Consider the following 19,456-nt stretch of genomic DNA (forward strand, 5'->3'; position numbering starts at 1 on the left):
CATCAGCCCAGCGCCGGATAGTCGGTGTAGCCGCGCTCCGTGCCGCCGTAGAAGGAGAACGGGTCCGGCTGCGCGTACGGGCCGCCGGCGGCGATGCGCGCCACCAGGTCGGGATTGGACACATACTGGCGGCCAAACGCCACCATGTCGGCCCGGCCCTGCTGCACCAGCTGGCGCGCGTCTTCCGGCGTCAGGCCGGCGTTGGCGATCAACACGCCGTGGTAGTTGGTGCGGACCAGGTCCAGGATCTTCGGCATGTCCGGCACGCCGCCCCAGGCGTTGGTGTCGGCGCCGTGGATATAACCGATGCCGTAGCCATCCAGCATGCGCGCCACGTAGCTGTACGTTGCCGCGACGTCGGGATCGGTGGCGTTGTTATACGCCGCGTACGGCGAAATGCGCACGCCGATCCGCTCTTTCGGGAACACCGTCAGCACCGCCTCGATCACCAGCCGCAGGAAGCGCGCGCGGTTCTCCACGCTGCCGCCGAATTCGTCGTCGCGGCGATTGACCACCGGCGACAGGAACTGTTGTGGCAGATAGCCGTTGGCCGCGTGGATCTCCACCCCATCCAGGCCCGCGCGCTTCGCGTTTTCCGCGCCGACGCGAAACTCCTCGATGGCGGCGTACACTTCCGCGTTGCTCATGGCGCGCGACGGCGACGCGTAGATGCGGGTGTAGTAGCCGTTGCGCAGCGCGCCGTACACCTGCAGCAGGCCCAGATCGTCGTTATAGCCCGATGGCGACAGCGGCTCGGCGCCCTTCAGCAGCGCATACGAGCTGACGCGGCCACTGTGCCACAGCTGCATGAACATCTTGCCGCCGGCGGCATGCACCTGTTCCGTCACGCGGCGCCAACCGGCCACCTGGGCGTCGTTGTAGATGGCCGGCGCCAGTTCGAAGGCGGCGGAATGGGGCGAGACGTTGGTGGCCTCGGTGATGATCAGGCCCGCCGTGGCGCGCTGCGCGTAGTATTCGGCGTTGAGCGCGACCGGCACGCCGTCCGCGCCGGCGCGGGCGCGCGTGATCGGCGCCATGGCGATGCGGTTGGTGAAGGTCAGGTCGCCGATCTGGATGGGTTGCAGCAGCTGGTTCATTTTAGTGACTCCGGTGAGTGGTAGATGACGCCACTGTATCGCCGCCGCCGGCCGGCGATAAGACGACGCGGCTCATCAACACTTTTGCGTCCTGCGCAAAGACCGGGCGAAGGCCGGATTTGGTGCTACATTGGCAGGATTCGATCCTTCAGACCGATTTATGCCGCCGCCAGGGGCGCCTAAAATCGTCTCATCGATCACTTACCGCCACTATCATGAAAACCAGACTGCTCCCCGCCTCCTTTTTCGCCCTGACCCTGGGGCTGGCCGAAACCGGCAACGCCTGGCGCTTCGCCCACCACCTGTGGGCGCTGCCGCCGCTGGCCGGCGAAGCGCTGCAAGCGCTGGCCGTGCTGTCCTTCCTGCTGTTTGGCGCGCTGTACGCGCACAAATGGCTGGCGCACCGCGCCGCCGCCGTCTCCGAAGTACGCGACCCGGTGCAGTCGTCGTTCCTGGCGCTGATACCGGAATCGCTGATCCTGGTGGCGCTGGCGCTGCAGCCGTACGCGGCGGACAGCGCCAGGCCGCTGTTCTGGATCGGCTCCGCCGCCAACCTGGCCTATGGCGCCTGGCGCCTGGCGGCGCACTGGAGCCGCCAGCGCGAGGCCGCGCAGATCGTGCCGCCGCTGTACCTGCCCTACACTGCCAGCGTGCTGGTGAACGCCCTCGCCGCCGGCATCTTCGGCTATACCGATTATGGCTGGATGCTGTTCGGCGCCGGCGGCATCTCGTGGCTGATACTCGATTCCGCCATCACCCACCAGCTGATGACCGGCGGCCTGGCCGACAAGACGCGCAACTTCATGGGCATCTACAGCGCGCCGCCGGTGGTTGCGCTGGTGGCCTACCAGGTGCTGGCCGGCGCCGGCGTCAACGCCGCCATCGCCTGCATCCTGGCCGGCTACGCGCTGTTCGTGTTCGCCGGCCTGGCGCTGGCCATGCCGTGGCTCGGACAACAGGATTTCGCACCGGGCTACTGGGCCTACACCTTCGGCCTCGCCACGCTGGGCCAGGGCCTGATGCTGATGGCCGGGCACCATGACAGCGCGCTGCTGGAAAGCCTGGCCGCCGCGGTGTTCGCCGCCACCCTGCTGCTGGTGCTGTACGTGGCGTGGGGCTCGCTGCGCCTGCTGGCGCGCGGCAGCTACTTCCCGGCCGCGCCGGTGGTGGGGCGTCCATCGTGAAAACGCTGGCGCTGGTGCTGTTCCCCGGCGTGCAGTCGCTGGACGTCTCGGGGCCGATGGATGTTTTCGCCGAGGCCAACGCCTTCCTGCCGCCGCAGCTGCACTATCAGCTGGTCACCATCGGCACCAGCGCCGCGCCGATCCGCGCCTCCAACGGCCAGCTGCTCGGCGCCGACCTGGCGCTCGACGCCGCCGGCACCGGCTACGACATCGTGCTGGTGGCCGGCGGGCCGCAGCTGTGGCGGCAGCAGGACGACGCCAGGCTGTCCGCGTGGCTGCGCGCGGTGGCGCAGAGCGTGCCGCGCTACGGCTCGATCTGCACCGGCGCCTACCTGCTGGGGCGCGCCGGCCTGCTGGACGGCAGGCGCGCCACCACGCACTGGAGCGACGCCGCCCGCCTGGCGGCGGAGTTCCCGCTGGCGCGGGTCGAGCGTGACCGCATCCACGTGCGCGACGGCGGGCTGGTCACCTCGGCCGGCGTCACCGCCGGCATCGACCTGGCGCTGGCGCTGGTGGCGGAAGACCATGGCCAGGCGGTCGCGCTGGCGGTGGCCAAGCGGCTGCTGGTGCTGGCGCAGCGCCAGGGCGGCCAGTCGCAATTCAGTCCCTATTTGTCGGAGGCGGCGGCGCCGGACACCCTGGCCACCGTGATCCAGCGCCACGTGATGGACCACCTGGCGCAGCCGCTGTCGGTCGACCAGCTGGCCGGCGTGGCCGGCATGAGCACGCGCAGCTTTGCGCGCCAGTTCGTCAGGGAGATGGGCGTGACGCCGGCGGAATTCGTCCAGCGCGCCCGCGTGGACGCGGCGCGCAATCTGCTGGAGGGCAGCGAACTGGCGCTGAAGACCATCGCCTACCGCTGCGGCTTCGGCAGCCCGGCGCGCATGCGGCTGGTGTTTGCCCAGCGCTTCGGCGTGACGCCCAACCAGTACCGCGACAGCTTCCGCGTCGGCGGCTAGGCCACGCGCGCGCCCTGCAGCAGCTCATCCAGGCGGGCCAGGTCCAGCGGCTTGGTCAGATGGCGCTCGAAACCGGCATCATGGGCCTTCTGCCGGTCCGCGTCCTGGCCATAGCCGGTGACGGCGAACAGCCGCAGCGCGCCGGCGCCGGGCTGCTCGCGCAGGCGCAGCGCCAGCTCATAGCCGTCCATGCCGGGCAAGCCGATGTCCAGCAGGCCGACCTGCGGACGGAAGCGCGGCGCCTCCGCCAGCGCCGCCGGCGCGCTGTACACCACCTTGACGGTGTGGCCCAGCAGCTCCAGGCCCTCGCCCAGCGCCCGCGCCGCGTCCTCGTTGTCGTCCACCACCAGTATCGCCAGCCCGCCCGGCGGCACGGCCACGGCGGCAGCCGCCGCGCCGGCGGGCACGCCAGCCAGCTCCTGTCCCTGCCAGGCCGGCATGCGCACCGTGAACGTGCTGCCGCATCCCGGACCGTCGCTGGCCGCCGCCACGCTGCCGCCGTGCAGCGCCATCATGCTGCGCGCGATCGCCAGCCCCAGTCCCAGCCCGCCCTGCGAGCGGCTCAGCGCCTGGCGCGCCTGCGTGAAGCGGTCGAACACCACGCCGATCATCTCCGGCGCGATGCCGATGCCATTGTCGCGCACCTCCACCACCACCTCGCCGCCGTCGCGCCGCGCCGTCACCGACAGGCGGCCGCCCGCCTCCGTGTACTTGGCGGCGTTGGTCAGCAGGTTGGCCAGCACCTGGGCGCAGCGCACCGGGTCGGCCTGCACCGCCAGCCCGGAGGACGGCACCTCCAGCGTCAGCACATGGCGCTTTTGCTCGATCAGCGGACTGGCGGTTTCGATGGCGCGCGCGATCACGTCCGCCATCTCCAGCACCTGGCGGCTGAGCTGTATCTTCCCTTCGGCCACGCGCGACACGTCCAGCAGGTCATCCACCAGCGCCACCAAATGGTTGGTCTGGCGCTCGATGACGGCGCGCTCCTTGACGGCGAAGTCGCCGCCGCGCATGCGCATCAGCTGCAGCGCGGTGACGATGGGCGCCAGCGGATTGCGCAGCTCGTGGCCCAGCATGGCGAGGAATTCGTCCTTGGCGCGGTTGGCCGCCTCCGCCGCGCGCTTGGCGCTGGCCAGTTCGGTCACCTCGAACGCCACCACCGCCACGCCGTACGGCCTGTCGTCATCGTCCAGCAGCGGCTGATAGACGAAATCGAACCAGCACTCGCTCGGTTCCTGGTCCGGCGCGCGCCGCAGGGATATTTGCAGCGAGCGCCCGACGTACGGCTGGCCGCTGTGCAGCACGCCGTCCAGCAGCTCGTAGATGCCCTGCGACGCCAACTCCGGGAAGGCCTGGCGTATCGTCAGCCCGATCAGCGGGCGCGGGCCGACCATCCGCTGGTAATAGTCGTTGGCCTGCTCGAACACGTGTTCCGGCCCGCTGAGGATGCAGATCGCCACCGGCGCCTGACTGAACACGCTTTGCAGGCGGCGCGTGGTCGCCGCCTCTACCAGGCGCACGCGCTGGCGCAGCCGCAGCACCTCGATGCGGGCCGCCAGCTCGCGCGCGGAAAACGGCTTGACCAGGTAGTCGTCGGCGCCGGCCTGCAGGCCTTCCAGCCGCGCCTCTTCGCCGGCGCGGGCCGACAGCAGCATGAAGGGGATGTCGCGCGTGGCCGGTTGCGCGCGCAACGCGGCCAGCAGGCCAAAGCCGTCCAGCTGCGGCATCATCACGTCGGACAGGATCAGGTCCGGCGCATGGCGCGCGACAGCGGCCAGCGCCTCGACGCCGTTGTTGCAGACCTCCACCTGCCACTGCCCGCGCAACAGCCGTTGCAGATAGTCGCGCATGTCGGCGTTGTCGTCCACCACCAGCAGGCGGCCATGGCTGGCCTGGTCGGGCGCCGGCGCCGGCTGCTGCTGCACCCAGCCTTCCGCCTCGCTCACGTAGGCCTCGGCGGCGGCGGACAGCGGCGGCGCAGCCGCTGGCGCCGCATCCACCTGCGCCGCCGGCAGGTGGGCGCAGCCCAGCGGCACGGTCACGCGGAACAGGCTGCCGCGTCCCGGCTCGCTCTCGACGCCGATCTGGCCGCCATGCAGCGCCACCAGGTCGTGCACCAGCGCCAGGCCGATGCCGGAACCCTCGTGGGTGCGCGAGCGCGCGCCCTCGACGCGATGGAAGCGGTCGAACAGATGCGCCAGCTGATCCCGCGCGATGCCGGTGCCGGTGTCGGCCACCTCCAGCCGCAGCTTGTCGCCGGCGATGTACTGGCGCACGCGGATCTCGCCTTCAAACGTGAACTTGAAGGCGTTGGACAGCAGGTTGAGGACGATCTTCTCCCACATGGCCGGATCGACGTAGACCTGCGCCACCAGCGGCCGGCAGTCGACCTCCAGCCGCATGCCGGCGCCTTCGATGGCGGAGCGGAAGCTGCTGGCCAGATCGCTGGTCAGCGTCACCAGGTCCGCCGCCACAAAGCGGGCCTGCGCGCGGCCGGCCTGCACGCGCGAGAACTCCAGCAGCGTGTTGACCAGCTTTTGCAGCCGCAGCGCGTTGCGCTGCATGAGTAGCAGGCGCTCGCGCTGCGCCGGCGGCAGCGGCGCAGCGTCGTCCTCCAGCGCGTCGCGCACGGGGCCCAGCAACAGCGTCAGCGGCGTGCGGAACTCGTGACTGACGTTGCTGAAGAACTGCGTCTTGGCCTGATCCAGCGCCGCCAGCTTGTCGGCGCGCAGGCGCTCGTCCTCGGCCGCCCGCGCCTGGCGGATGGCGTTGCCGGCCTGGGTGGCGATCAGTTCCAGGAAGCTGCGGTAGTCGGCGTCCAGCTTGCGCGCCGAACTCACGCCCAGCACCAGGGCGCCCACCGCGCCGGCCGCGCCGCTGCCCTGCAGCGGCAGCACCAGCGCCTCGCGCAACGGTTGCTGCGCCAGCCCGACCGGCAGCCCGGCGGGCGCGCCGGTGGCCAGCGCCACCGTCCGCGGCGCGCCGCCGGCGATGACCGCGTCGACCGCGAACAACGCGCCGGCATCGTCGATATCGCCATGGGTGGCGTGCAGCAGCTGCGCCGGGCCAGTGTCGCCGGCCAGGTAGAGCTGCGCGAACGGCACGTCGTCCGGGTTGTCGGCGATGGTGGCCAGCGCGATGGCGCAGGCGCCCTGCACGGTTTTTTCCTGCAACGTGCGCGCGCTCAGGTCGGACAGCGTGCGCATGCGGCGCGCGTTCAGATAGCGGGTGGTCACGTCCAGATTGGCGCAGAACAGGCCCGCCACCGCGCCCGATTCGTCGCGCACCGGGCTATACGAAAAGGCGTAGAACGTCTCTTCCAGAAAATCGCCGCGCCGCATGAACAGCCGCACGTTGTCGGCCATGGTCGACTCGCCCTGGGTGAACACGCGGTCGGCCAGCGGCCCGCAGATGTCCCAGATCTCGGCCCACACCTCGGCCGCCGGCCGCCCCAGCGCCCACGGATGCTTGGCCATGCTGAGCACATCGATGTAGGCGTCGTTGTATAAAAACGTCACCTGCTCGCCCCAGCCCATCCACATCGGCTGCGGCGAATTGAGCATCAGGTTGATCACCGTCTTCAGGCTATGCGGCCAGCCGGCGATGGGGCCGAGCGGCGTGCGCTCCCACTCGTGCGCCCAGATGCGCGCGCCCAGCTCTCCGGGAGCACTCAGAAACAGGGGAATGCCTGCGGTCGGCGGCGTGGACATGGGGGGCATCGGGCATTCATGATTTACAATGTTTGCGAGCTTATCATGCCGCGGGCGCGGCCAGCGCGTGGTTGACTTTGGCGCGCCCGCCCCCATCATCGTGCTTATGACCGACGCCCTGCAAGCCGCCCACGTGTACCACTTCCATCCCGCCGTGTCGGCGTGGTTCGAGGGGGCGTTTGCGCGCGCCACCGAGGCGCAGCGCCAGGCCTGGCCGCACATCCAGGCCGGCCGCGCCACGCTGATTGCCGCCCCCACCGGCTCCGGCAAGACGCTGACCGCCTTCCTGGCCGCGATCGACGCGCTGGTGCGCGAGAGCCGCGGCGGGCCGCTGCCCGATGAGACGCGGGTGCTGTACGTGTCGCCGCTCAAGGCGCTGTCCAACGACATCCGCGTCAACCTGCTGGCGCCACTGGAGGGCATCGGCCGCGCGCTGGCGGCGCTCGGCCTGCCGCCGCACGGCATCCGCACCGCCGTGCGCACCGGCGACACCACCCAGGCCGAGCGCAACGCCATGCGCCGGCGCGCGCCGCACATCCTGGTGTCGACGCCGGAGTCGCTGTACGTGATGCTGGGGTCGGACAGCGGCCGCGCCATGCTGGCCGGCGTGCGCACGGTGATCGTCGACGAGATCCACGCGGTGGCCGGCAGCAAGCGTGGCAGCCACCTGGCCCTGAGCCTGGAGCGGCTGGCGGCGCTGTGCGCGCGGCCACCGGTGCGGGTCGGCCTGTCGGCCACGCAGAAGCCGATCGCGGCGGTGGCGCGCTTCCTGGCCGGCGCCGGCCGCCCGTGCGCGGTGGTGGACGTGGGCCACGTGCGCGCGCGCGACCTCAACCTGGAGCTGCCGCCGGTGCCGCTGGAGGCGGTGATGGCCAATGACGTGTGGGAGCGCGTCTACGACCGCCTGGCCGAGCTGACCGTCATGCACCGCACCACGCTGATCTTCGTCAACACGCGGCGCATGGCCGAGCGCATGGCGCGCCACCTGGCCGACCGTCTCGGCGGCGAGCACGTGGCGGCGCACCACGGCAGCCTGTCGAAGGAATCGCGGCAGGACGCCGAGCAGCGCCTCAAGCGCGGCGAACTGCGGGTGCTGATCGCCACCGCGTCGCTGGAACTGGGCATCGACATCGGCGATGTAGACCTGGTGTGCCAGATCGGTTCGCCGCGCAGCATCGCCGCCTTCTTGCAGCGCGTGGGCCGCTCCGGCCACCACGTCGGCGGCCTGCCCAAGGGGCGGCTATTCCCCACCTCGCGCGACGATCTGATCGAATGCGCGGCGCTGCTGGACTGCGTGCGCCGCAACGAGCTCGATGCGCTGCGCGTGCCGCCGGCGCCGCTGGACGTGCTGGCGCAGCAGATCGTGGCGGAGGTGTCGTGCCGCGAATGGGGCGAGGACGCGCTGTTCGCGCTGCTGCGGCAGGCCTCGCCCTACGCGCAACTGGAGCGCCAGCGCTATGACGACGTGCTGCGCATGCTCACCGACGGCTACACCGGCCGCCAGGGCGTGCGCGGCGCCTATCTGCACCGCGACACGGTCAGCGGCACGCTGCGCGGCCGGCGCGGCGGCAAGATGACGGCGGTGATGTCCGGCGGGACGATACCGGACAACGCCGACTACACGGTGGTGCTGGAGCCGCAGGGCCAGAACATCGGTACCGTGCACGAGGACTTCGCGGTGGAGAGCCTGGCCGGTGACGTTTTCCAGCTCGGGAATACCTCGTACCGCATCCAGCGCATCGACGCCGGCAAGGTGCGGGTGGAGGACGCGCATGGCGCGGCGCCCAATATTCCATTCTGGCTGGGCGAAGCGCCCGGCCGCACGGATGAACTGTCGATCGGCGTGGCGCGCCTGCGCGGCGAGATCGACCGCCTGCTGGCCGGCGACGCAAGCGGCGTCGATGACGGCGCTGGCAGCGGCGAGGCCGCCATCGAGCGCGTGGTCGACTGGCTGGCCGCGCACCTCGGGCTGCGCGACGACGCCGCGCGCCAGATCGCCGAGTACATGGCGCGCTCGCGCGCCACACTGGGCGCCCTGCCCACCCGCGACACGCTGGTGATGGAGCGCTTCTTCGACGAATCGGGCGGCATGCAGCTGGTGATCCACGCGCCCTACGGCAGCCGCGTCAACCGCGCCTGGGGGCTGGCGCTGCGCAAGCGGTTCTGCCGCACCTTCAATTTCGAGCTGCAGGCGGCGGCCACCGAGGATGCGATCGTGCTGTCGCTGTCCGAAAGCCACAGTTTTCCGCTGGACGAGGTGTGGCGCTACCTGCGCGCCAGCAGCGCCGAGCATATCCTGATCCAGGCCCTGCTGGACGCGCCGCTGTTCAACGTGCGGTGGCGCTGGAACGCCACCACTTCGCTGGCCCTGCCGCGCTTCAGCGGCGGGCGCAAGGTGGCGCCGCAGCTGATGCGCATGAAGAGCGACGATTTGCTGGCGTCGGTGTTCCCCGACCAGGCGGCGTGCCTGGAGAACATCGTCGGCGAGCGCGAACTGCCCAGCCATCCGCTGGTGGATCAGACGCTGGACGACTGCCTGCACGAGGCCATGGACAGCGCGGGCTGGCTGGCGCTGTTGCGGCGCATGGAGGCGGGCGAGGTGCGGCTGCTGGCGCGCGACTTGCCGGCGCCGTCGCCGCTGGCGATGGAGATCCTGAACGCGCGGCCATATGCCTTCCTGGACGATGCGCCGCTGGAGGAGCGGCGCACCCAGGCGGTGCTCAACCGCCGCTGGACCGACCCGGCGTCCACCGACGATCTGGGCGCGCTGGATGCCGGCGCGATTGCCGCCGTGGCGGAGGAAGCCTGGCCATCGGTGCGCAACAGCGATGAGATGCAGGAAGCGCTGATGTCGCTGGCGTGCGTGTCGCATGACGAGGCGGCACGGGCGGAAGGCTGGCCGGCATGGCTGGCCAGCCTGGCCGACGGCGGCCGCGCCACGCGCCTGCGTGATGCCGATAGCGGCGCCGACCTGTGGGTGGCGCTGGAGCGGCTGCCCTGCGTGCACGCGGCGTATCCGGCCGCCGTCGCCACGCCCCCGCTGGCCGTGGATGCGGCGGCGCGCGGCACGCATGAGGAGTGGACGCGCGATGCGGCGCTGGTCGAGATCCTGCGCGCGCGCCTGAGCGGCGTGGGGCCGCAGACAGTGGCGTCGATTGCCGCGCCGCTGGGCCTGACCGCATCCACCACCACCATCGCGCTGACGCAACTGGAGAGCGAAGGCTACGTGATGCGCGGCCGCTTTACGCCCGGCGCCAGCGCCGAGGAATGGTGCGAGCGCCATCTGCTGGCGCGCATCCATCGCTACACCATCAAGCGCCTGCGGCGCGAGATCGAGCCGGTGGAGCGCCAGGACTTCATGCGCTTCCTGTTCGAGTGGCAGCACCTGGCGCCGGACGCGCAGCTGCAAGGCGCGGACGCGCTGCCGCAGGCGCTGGCGCAGCTGGAAGGCTACGAGGCGGCCGCCGGCGCGTGGGAGAGCGAGCTGCTGGCCGCGCGCGTACAGGACTATTCGTCGCTGTGGCTGGACGACTTATGCCGCGCCGGCAAAATCGTCTGGACGCGGGTGGGCGCGCCGGCCAGCGCCGCCGGCGGTCCGGTGCGCAGCACGCCGCTGGTGCTGCTGCCGCGCCGCCAGTTGGCGCTGTGGCACGCGTTGCCGGCCGTGGCGGACGACATCGAGGTGTCGCCGCGCGCCGCGCGCGTGCTGGAAGCGCTGCGGCGTGAAGGCGCGATGTTCTTCGACGAGCTGTCGCACGACGCCCGCCTGCTGCCGGTGGAGCTGGAGAACACGCTGGGCGAGCTGGTGGCGACAGGCCTGGTCAACGCCGACAGCTACGCCGGCCTGCGCGCCATGCTGGTGCCGGCCAACAAGCGCGCCAGCAACGACAAGCGCCGCCGCCGCGGCGCCGGGCCGACCATGGAGGAAGCCGGCCGCTGGGCGCTGGTGCGGCGCGGCGACCACGTCAACATCACCGTGCGCCCGGTCGAAACCGCCACCCCGGGCGTCGCGCCCACGCCGGCCACATCCTCCGCTGGCGCTGCAGCGTCCAACGCCTTGGCGCCGCCCGCGTCTTCCGCGCCGCCCGCCGCTGCCGCACGGCCGGCGCCACCGGCCCGCAAGCCGCGCACCGATCCGGACACGCTGGAGCACATCGCCATGACGCTGCTGCGCCGCTATGGCGTCATGTTCTGGCGCCTGCTGGAGCGCGAGGCGAGCTGGATGCCGACCTGGCGCGAACTGCTGCCGGTCTACCACCGCCTGGAAGCGCGCGGCGAGATCCGCGGCGGCCGCTTCGTGGCCGGCCTGTCGGGCGAACAGTTCGCCCTGCCGGAAGCCATTCCGCTGCTGCGCGAGATGCGCCGCCGGCCGCACGACGGCAGCTACGTCTGCCTGTCCGGCGTCGATCCGCTCAACCTGTGCGGCACCCTGCTCCCCGGCGACAAGGTGCCGGCGCTGGCCGGCAACCGCCTGCTGTTCCGCGACGGCCTGCCGGTCGCCACCCAGGTGGCCGGCAAATTCCACTACGCGCCGGACGAGAAGGACCGCGAGCTGCTGCACGGCTGGCTGGTCGGCAGACAAGCCAGTTTTTAGCCTACGGTGGCGTACCGCACATAAGCCCGGACGCGCGCGGCGTAGCATGGGGCGCATGAAAAAATCGCGCCCACTCAAAATTTTCGTCGGCCTGTTGGCCACGCTGCTGCTGATCCTGGCGGCGATCGTCATCTTCGTGCTGACCTTCGACTGGAACCGCGCACGCCCCTGGATCAACCACCGCGTCTCCGACAGCATCGGCCGCGAGTTCGCCATCAACGGCGACCTGCGCGTGCGCTGGGAACAAGGCGACGCCACCGAATCCGGCTGGCGGCGCTACGTGCCGCGCCCGCGCATCAGCGCCAATGACGTCTACATCGCCAACCCGGAATGGACCAGCACCGGTCCCAAGCTGGCCAGCGCCGGCAGCATCGTGGTGGCCATCCACCCGCTGCCGCTGCTGCACAAGGAGGTGGCCATCGCGGACCTGGCGGTCGACAACATCACCGTGGCCGCGCAGCGCCGCGCCGACGGCAGTAACACCTGGACCTTCAAGGACAACGGCCCGTCCGAATGGGAGGTCGACATCCGCCGCCTGACGCTGGGCAGCGGCGACCTGCGCTACCTCGACGACGGCATCAAGCTCGATCTGCGCGCCAAGGCCAGCGGCATCAACGAGGGCGCCGACGCGCAAAAATACGGCATCCAGTTTGACCTGAGCGGCAGCTACCGCAACGCGCCGATCACCGGCGGCGGCAAGGTCGGCAAGGTGCTGGCGCTCACCGACGAACACACCAACTTCCCGGTGCAGGCCGCCGCCAGCGCCGGCAAGAACAAGATCGCCGTCGAGGGCATGCTGACCGACCCGCGTTCGCCGGCCGGCCTCGATCTGAAGCTGACGCTGGGCGGCGCCAGCATGGCCGACCTGTATCCGCTGACCGGCGTGTTGCTGCCGGAGACGCCGCCGTTTGCCACCACCGGCCGCCTGATCGGCAAAAAGGCCGGCGCCGACTGGAACTGGACCTACAAGAACTTCACCGGCACCGTCGGCGGCAGCGACCTGGAAGGCACACTGGCCTACACGCCGCGCAAACCGCGTCCGCTGCTGACCGGCACCGTGACCTCGCGCCAGCTGCGGCTGGAGGACCTGGGCCCGACCATCGGCGCCGAGAGCAACGAGAGCAAGGCCCATCGCGGCAAGCCGAAAAACCAGCCGGACGACAAGGCGCTGCCGGTGGAGCAGTTCAACACCGCCAAGTGGGACGCGCTGGACGCCGACGTGCAGTTCACCGGCAAAAAGCTGATCCGCACGCACGACATCCCGCTGAATGACATCAAGGCCCACATCAAGATGAACAACAAGGTGCTGACGCTGACGCCGCTGAACTTCGGCATGGCGGGCGGCGACATCGCCTCCAACATCAAGCTGGATGGACGCCAGAAAGTGATCGACGCCGAAGTCCGTGCCACCGCGCGCCACCTGAAGATCAACCAGCTGTTCCCCAAGCTGGAATCGATGCAGGCCAGCGTGGGTGAAGTCAGTGCGGACGCCGCGCTGGCCGGCAAGGGCAACTCCGTGTCCGCCATGCTGGCGTCGTCCAGCGGCGAGGCCGGCGCCACCGTCAGCGAGGGCTCGGTCAGCAAATTCATCCTGGAAGCGGCCGGCCTGAACATCGCCAACCTGGTGTTCGTCAAGCTGTTCGGCGACAAGCAGATCGAGTTGAACTGCCTGGCCGGCGACTTCGTGGTCGAACATGGCAAGGCCGAGGCGCGCCGCTTCGTGGTCGACACCCGGGAAGCCGTCATCAACGTCAGCGGCAACGTCGATCTGGCGAAGGAGACGCTGGACCTGGACGTGCGTCCGCAAACCAAGGGCGTGCGCATCATCTCGCTGCGCACGCCGCTGTACGCCAAGGGCACCTTCACCAATCCGGACGTGGGGCCGTACAAAGGCCCGCTGATCGCCAAGGGCGGCGCCGCGCTGGCGCTGGCCACCGTGGTCAATCCGCTGGCGGCGGTGGTCCCGCTGATCAATCCGGGCAAGGTGGAGCCGGTGGACTGCAGGGCCCTGCTGGCGGAAGCCAACAAGACCCGCGCCGTGGCGCAAACGCAGCCAATCAGGAAGAAGTAAGCGCGCCGCGCACGCCCTGCGTGAACAGGCGCACACCAAATACCGGACCGGCCGTGTGGCCCGGCTGCGGATCGAAGCGCACCACCACGCTGGCCTTGCCGCTGGTGAGCCGCTCCGGCACCGGATACGCCTCGTCGATGAAGACGCCGGGATGGCTGCCGTCCAGCCGCACCCGCGCGATACGCTCGCCGTCGATACTGATGTGGAAATCGCGGTTGCGCTCTTCGCCCCAGTAGCTGGCCTGCAGCACCAGCGGTCCGCTGGTGCACTTCATGCGGAAGCTGAAATAGCCGCCGGTGCGCGCATCGCGGCCGTTGCGGCCACGGTAGGACACCGGGTATGAAATGTCCGATTGCAGGTCATGATCGCGTTCCGGCTGCATTTCGCCGAGATGCATCACGTCCACCGAGCGGTCGGCCAGTTCCTTGAGGCGGGCCTCCTCCTTGCGGAACGCGACCTCCGACGCCGCCCATTCCGCTTCCGTGTAGGCGTTGAAGTAGACCGCCGCGCGCCGCTCGTACTGCGAGAAGAACGGCGCAAACTTCATGTCGCCCGGCCGGCCGCTGCCCACGCTGCGGTAGATCGCCCTGCCCTTGTCCTGCTCCGCGAACGCGCCGAGGATGTTGGCGCCGACCAGCGCCGGCGCCAGGCCGCTGAACGGCTTGTCGGCCGCGCCCAGGTCGGCCGCCAGCACCATCGGGCCGCGCAGCAGCGCCACCACGTGGTCGTTGCCGGCGGCGCTTTCGAGCCGCAGCGCCAGCGGCAGCGACAGGCGCACCGTGTCGCCCGCGCGCCAGCGGCGGCGGATCAGCGCATAGCCCTTGTCCAGCCGCGCCGCCTGCGGTTTGCCGTTGACCAGCAGCGTGTGCGCGCCGGCCCAGGCCGGGATGCGCAGCGCCAGCGTGAACGGGCGCGAGCCGGGCAGCCGGCGCACCTTGATGTCGATGTCGCCCTCGAACGGATAGCCCGTGTTGAGTTCCAGCGCGGCGCCGGCGCGCCACTGCACCGTGGACGGGATGTAAAGGTTGACGAACAGCGTGTCGCCATTCTCCCAGTAGATCGAGTCGCCATGCTTGGCGTGGCTCTCCATGCCGGACAACACGCAGCACCAGAAGTCATTCTCCTCGCTGGAAAACTCGCGCGCCACGCCGGACATCAGCGGCGTCATATAGGTGAACATGCCGGTGCGCGGGTTCTGGTGCGCCAGGATGTGATTGAGGTGGGTGCGCTCGTAGTAGTCGAAGTAGGCGGCGTCCGGCGCCCAGCTGTACAGGTGGCGCGTCATCTTCAGCATGTTGTAGCTGCAGCAGGCTTCGCAGGTCTGCTCGGTGATGTGGGCGGCGATGGTGTCCGGCGCCGAGAAGTACTCGCGGTCGCCGTTGCCGCCGATGACGTAGCTGTGGTGTTGCGTCACGCGTTGCCAGAAGAAGTCCACGGCGCGGGCGTCGCTTTGGCGGCCGGTCAGCTCGTGCAGGCGCGCGAGGCCGATCAGCTTGGGGATCTGGGTGTTGGAGTGCAGGTTGGCCAGTTCGTCGCGTTGCTGCGCCAGCGGCGCCAGCACCTTGGTGTGGTACAGCCGTTGCGCCAGCGCCAGCCAGCGCGGGTCGCGCGTGCGCGCGTACAGTTCGGCGAAGCTTTCGTTGATGCCGCCATGTTCGCAGGCCAGCACCTGCTGCACCTGCTCGTCGCTGAGCGCGGCGAAGACCTGGTCGATGTAGCCGGCCAGGCCCAGCGCCACTTGCAGCGCCTGGTCGTTGCCGGCGTAGGTCTGGGCGTCGAACAGGCCGGCGAATACCTTGTGCCAGTTATACAGCGGCACCCAGCAGCCATTCAGGTCGAAGCCCGCCGAGCGGATCTCGCCGCGCATGATTTCGGGGAAGATCTCCTTGCCATCGACCACCGTGCCATCTTTGCGCTTGCGCATGAAGCCGGCCACGTAGCCATCGCCGTGCGCCTGCTGCACGCGCGCCAGTTCGGCCACGATGTAGTCGATGCGCGGCTTCAGCGCCGGTGTGCCGGTTTGCGCATACATCAGCGACAGCGCGGACAGGTAGTGGCCCAGGCCTTCGCCGGCGATGGTGTCGGATTCCCAGCCGCCGTAGATGGCGCCCTTGGTCGGCAGCCCGGCGAAGCGGTGGTAATTGTGCAGGAAGCGGTCGGCGCTCAGGCGCAGCAAATAGGCCTGGTTGGCCTGCACCGCATCCAGATAGACGGAGGGCAGCAGGCGCACCGACGATAGCGGCAGCGCGCGGGCGCTGGCGGGGACGCTGGCGCCGGGCGCGGTGTCGCTGGCGGTCGCGCCGGCCGTGGCGGTGGCATGGGCGTTGGCGGCGCTCCAGCGGGATACCAGTCCCAGGCTGGCGGCGCCCTGCAATATCTGTCGGCGGTGCATACGTACCCTCGTGGTCTATGTAACCAGTAATGTACGTCCGGCCGCTGCCGCCGTCTTGCTTCAGCGCCGCGAAAAGCGTGACGAAATCAGCACAATCCTAAATCGGATCGAACATCTCGCGGTCGACATAGCACCAGCCCCAGGTTTCGCCGCGCTCGCCGGAGCGCATCATGGCGTGGCCGGTGTCGTGGAAATGCTTGGTGGCGTGGCGGTTCTTCGACTGGTCGCAGCAGCCGACGTGGCCGCAGCTCAGGCAGACGCGCAGGTGCACCCAGCGGTCGCCCATTTTCAGGCATTCCTCGCAGCCGTTGGTGTTGGCGTGGTGCGTGTGAATCTGGTTGAAGTGTTCGCACTGCTCGGTCATGGCGGCCTCCGCTCTTGTAAAGCTTGTAGTCTACCGCGCCACGCGCGGCTGTGCTTCTACCCTTGGATCAGTTGAACGCTCCACTCGCACCAGCCGCCGTCGTAGACGCTGATGCGCGGCCATCCCATCTCGTAGGCGTACAGGAAGGCCATCGCGGCGCGCCAGCCGGTGCCGCAGTAGAAGGCGACCTGCCGCTCCGGCGTGATGCCGGCGGCGCGCCAGCGCCGGGCGATGTCGCGCAGCGGGCGGGTGGTGCCGTCGGCCAGCTGGTAGCTGCTCATGCTGTTGACGTCTCCATTGTCGCCGGCGCCGGCCCAGCGCGCACCGGGGATGTCGCCGCGCGCGGTGATGTAGCTGTAGCCGGAGATGTGGCCGAGATGTTCGGCCTCGGTGCGGATGCTGGCCAGCACGCCGTCCGGCGCCGCCAGCAAGGCGCGCGCGCCGGCGGTGTCGATCAGGTACTCCGGGTGCGCGGGGAAGGCGCGGCCGAATGCGGCGACGGCGGCGGCGCTTGCAAGCTCGGCTCCGCCGGTGCCGGCAACGGCGGTGGCGATGACATCGGCCCTGGCGGCCGGGATGGCGGGCGGCGGACCCGATGCGCAGGGGTAGCCGGCGGCCAGCCAGGCGCCGAAGCCGCCGTCCAGCAGGCGCACGTCGGTCACGCCGGCGTACAGCATCAGGTGCGCGGCGCGCGCGGCGGCCAGGTTGTTGCGGCCGTAGAGGATGACGATGGTGTCGTGGCGGATGCCTTGCGCCAGCAGCACGGACAGCAGTTCGTCGTCCGGCGCCCGCAGCCAGCGCGGCGCGTGCTCGATGTCTTCGGTGTCGAGATAGCCGGCACCCGGGATGTGCGCCTGCGCGAACGCGGCGCGGGCGCCATAGCCGGCTTCCAGCAGCCGGGTGGCGGACGGCAACGCCGATGGCGATTGCGGCGCGGCGGCAAGCAGCGCCGCCAGTTCGCGGGCGGTGATCAGCAGGCGTGGGCGCGACACTACCAGCCCATCTTCTGGCGAATGAACGCCGTCAGCTGCGCGGCATTGGCCTGATGCTGCCTGACGCGCGGATGGCCGCCAAAGCCGGTCCACGGAAACACGATGGTGTCGATGCGCTGGTCGCCCTGCGCCTGCAGCTGGTCGACCGCCGTGCGCACGTAGCCGGGCCAGCGGGAGCCCTCCCGCACCGCGTCCATACTGCCGAGCGCGCAGACGATGTAAGCGTCCGGGTACAGCGCGCGGATGCGCTGGACAAAGGTGCGATACGCCGCGATGCGCTGGGCGCCGTCCGGCGCGGGCGTCAGGCGCCGTTCGCGGTCGATCAGCCAGCTGTCGTTCTGCAGCAGGTTGATCACCACCACATCCGGCGTCCACGATGTGAAGTCCCAGTGCGTGTCGTTGTCGCCGACGGCGCTCAGCTGGTCGTAAAAGTCCGGCATGGTGAACGGGAACCAGCTGATCATGATGCCGATGCCGCTCTGCGACGTGATGTGGGCTTCCGCGTCCAGCGCGCGCGCCGTGATCGAGGCGTAGGAGAGGAAGTTGTTCTTGTCGCGCGGGCGGTCGTCCGGGCCGTCGTCGGGCGATTCGTTGCCCATGCCGGAGGTGATGGAGTCGCCGAAGAATTCAATCCGCCGCTGCTTGCGCGCCGGCGGCGGCAGCAGCGTGCCGCCGTCGGCCAGTTCCAGCCCCTGGAACACGGTGCCGCCCTCCTCGCCCTCGGTGCGCTTGGTGAGCAGGAAGCTGTGCGCGCCGGGCGCCAGGCCGCTGGCGACCGGATAGGTGTGGCCGCCGCGCGCGGCCGCGATCACCACCGGCCGGGCCAGGTCGCCGTCGATGAAGACGTTGAAGAAGTTCTTGCCCTGCTGGTCGTCCAGCCTGACGGCCAGGCTGGTGCCGCTGAAGTTGCCCTCGATGCTGGTGCCGGGCCAGGACAGCATGGGCCGCGCGCGGTCGGCGAAGTCGATGCGGCCGGTGTAGCGCAGCCGCGCGTCGTCCGGCCGAACGGCCACACCGGCCATGCCGGTCTCGCCGGCCTCGGCCTGCCCGGCCAACGCGGCCAACGCGGCCAACGCCAAGGTTAACGCCAGCGCCAGCGTCTTGCATCCCCTGTAGAGCCTCATACCTCTCCTGATTGTTGGTGGAAGCGCGCCGCGTGGCCGGCGGCGCGGAAGCCGGCGATGACGTGGTCGACGAACACCCGCACCTTGGCCGGCACCAGCTTGCGGCTGGAATAATATATCGCCAGCGGATGGATGTCGGCATACCAGTCGGGCAGCACCCGCACCAGCGCGCCGCTGTCGAGCAGCGGCAAGGCGTGCGGCAGCGGCAGCATGGCGATGCCCATGCCGTCGGCGGCGGCGCGGGCGATGGCCTCCGGGTCGTCCATCACCGCCACCGGGCGGATGCTGGCCACCACCTCCTGGCCGTCGGCGTGGCGCAGCGTCCAGGCGCCGAGGCGGCCGGTGCGCAGCGAGCGGCGCAGCAGGCCGCGATGGCGCGCCAGTTCCTGCGGCTGCGTGGGCGCCGCGTGCGCCTCCAGGTAGGACGGCGCCGCCACCAGCACGAGGCTGACCCGCGCCAGTTCGCGCGCCACCAGCGCGTCGGTCAGTTCGATGCCGCCGCCGATGGCGACGTCGAAGCCCTCGGCGATCAGGTCGACCTGGCGGTTATCGAAGTGCAGGTCCGGCACCACGTCCGGATGGCGGCGCGTGAACTCCGCCAGCAGCGGCACGATGTACAGCCGCCCCACCGTGTGCGCCAGCGACACCTTGAGCGTGCCGGCCGGCTTGTCGGCGCCCTGACTGAGGTCGGTGAGCGCGTCGCCGATCTCGTTCCACGGCAGCCGCACCTGCCCGTACAGCCGTTCGCCGTCGGTGGTCAGCGCCAGGCTGCGGGTGCTGCGCTGGAACAGCCGCACGCCGAGCCGCAGCTCCAGCCGGTTGACGCTTTTGCTGACGGCGGCCGGCGTCAGCCCCAGGCGGCGCGCGGCGGCGGAGAAGCTGCCCTCGTCGGCGGCGGCGATGAAGGCGTCCAGGTAGCTGCTTAATTCAGTGAACATGGCGCCATCTTATACCAATAGTTGAAACTGT

The 19,456-nt window shown here is 70.2% G+C and carries 11 protein-coding genes; 4 read left to right on the plus strand and 7 right to left on the minus strand.

Annotated elements, in window-relative coordinates; all coding sequences use genetic code 11:
• Nucleotides 1-2: 2 nt before the first annotated feature.
• On the minus strand, nt 3-1,097 hold the full coding sequence (locus FHW58_RS09295; protein WP_179672739.1) for an alkene reductase: 1,095 nt from the start codon (nt 1,095-1,097) through the stop codon (nt 3-5).
• Between the two features lie 215 nt (nt 1,098-1,312).
• Here FHW58_RS09295 and FHW58_RS09300 point away from each other — a divergent pair, with 215 nt between their 5' ends.
• Both FHW58_RS09300 and FHW58_RS09305 read left to right on the plus strand, forming a co-directional pair.
• The gene (locus tag FHW58_RS09300; protein ID WP_179672740.1) at nt 1,313-2,281 is read left to right on the plus strand and encodes a dicarboxylate transporter/tellurite-resistance protein TehA; all 969 of its coding nucleotides are present in this window, start codon (nt 1,313-1,315) and stop codon (nt 2,279-2,281) included.
• Nucleotides 2,278-3,240, plus strand: coding sequence for a GlxA family transcriptional regulator (locus FHW58_RS09305; protein ID WP_179672741.1), 963 nt, complete (start codon nt 2,278-2,280; stop codon nt 3,238-3,240). The genes FHW58_RS09300 and FHW58_RS09305 overlap by 4 nt, the downstream gene beginning before the upstream one ends.
• Here the strand turns inward: FHW58_RS09305 and FHW58_RS09310 are convergent.
• Nucleotides 3,237-6,959, minus strand: a complete 3,723-nt coding sequence (locus FHW58_RS09310) for an ATP-binding protein (protein ID WP_179672742.1) — start codon at nt 6,957-6,959, stop codon at nt 3,237-3,239. The genes FHW58_RS09305 and FHW58_RS09310 overlap by 4 nt on opposite strands.
• A 97-nt stretch (nt 6,960-7,056) precedes the next feature.
• Here FHW58_RS09310 and FHW58_RS09315 point away from each other — a divergent pair, with 97 nt between their 5' ends.
• Nucleotides 7,057-11,544: a DEAD/DEAH box helicase gene (locus FHW58_RS09315; protein WP_229265102.1), complete on the plus strand. Its 4,488-nt coding sequence runs from the start codon at nt 7,057-7,059 to the stop codon at nt 11,542-11,544.
• A gap of 55 nt (nt 11,545-11,599) precedes the next feature.
• Entirely contained in the window at nt 11,600-13,615 is a 2,016-nt protein-coding gene (locus FHW58_RS09320) for an AsmA family protein (protein WP_179672744.1), read from the plus strand.
• Here FHW58_RS09320 and FHW58_RS09325 read toward each other — a convergent pair.
• The 5 genes from FHW58_RS09325 to FHW58_RS09345 form a co-directional block, all read right to left on the minus strand.
• On the minus strand, nt 13,602-16,007 hold the full coding sequence (locus FHW58_RS09325) for a beta-L-arabinofuranosidase domain-containing protein (RefSeq protein ID WP_179672745.1): 2,406 nt from the start codon (nt 16,005-16,007) through the stop codon (nt 13,602-13,604). The two genes, FHW58_RS09320 and FHW58_RS09325, sit on opposite strands and share 14 nt — an antisense overlap.
• A 97-nt stretch (nt 16,008-16,104) precedes the next feature.
• The gene (locus FHW58_RS09330; RefSeq protein WP_179672746.1) at nt 16,105-16,371 is read right to left on the minus strand and encodes a UBP-type zinc finger domain-containing protein; all 267 of its coding nucleotides are present in this window, start codon (nt 16,369-16,371) and stop codon (nt 16,105-16,107) included.
• 56 nt (nt 16,372-16,427) lie between these two features.
• On the minus strand, nt 16,428-17,363 hold the full coding sequence (locus FHW58_RS09335; RefSeq protein WP_373996646.1) for a sulfurtransferase: 936 nt from the start codon (nt 17,361-17,363) through the stop codon (nt 16,428-16,430).
• The gene (locus tag FHW58_RS09340) at nt 17,363-18,487 is read right to left on the minus strand and encodes an SGNH/GDSL hydrolase family protein (RefSeq protein WP_229265103.1); all 1,125 of its coding nucleotides are present in this window, start codon (nt 18,485-18,487) and stop codon (nt 17,363-17,365) included. Before FHW58_RS09340 ends, FHW58_RS09335 begins: the two co-directional genes overlap by 1 nt.
• The gene (locus FHW58_RS09345; RefSeq protein ID WP_179672747.1) at nt 18,484-19,425 is read right to left on the minus strand and encodes a LysR family transcriptional regulator; all 942 of its coding nucleotides are present in this window, start codon (nt 19,423-19,425) and stop codon (nt 18,484-18,486) included. The genes FHW58_RS09340 and FHW58_RS09345 overlap by 4 nt, the downstream gene beginning before the upstream one ends.
• Between the last annotated feature and the right edge of the window lie 31 nt (nt 19,426-19,456).

Origin of the sequence: Duganella sp. 1224 (genome assembly GCF_013408245.1) — a bacterium.
GTDB lineage: Bacteria > Pseudomonadota > Gammaproteobacteria > Burkholderiales > Burkholderiaceae_D > Rugamonas.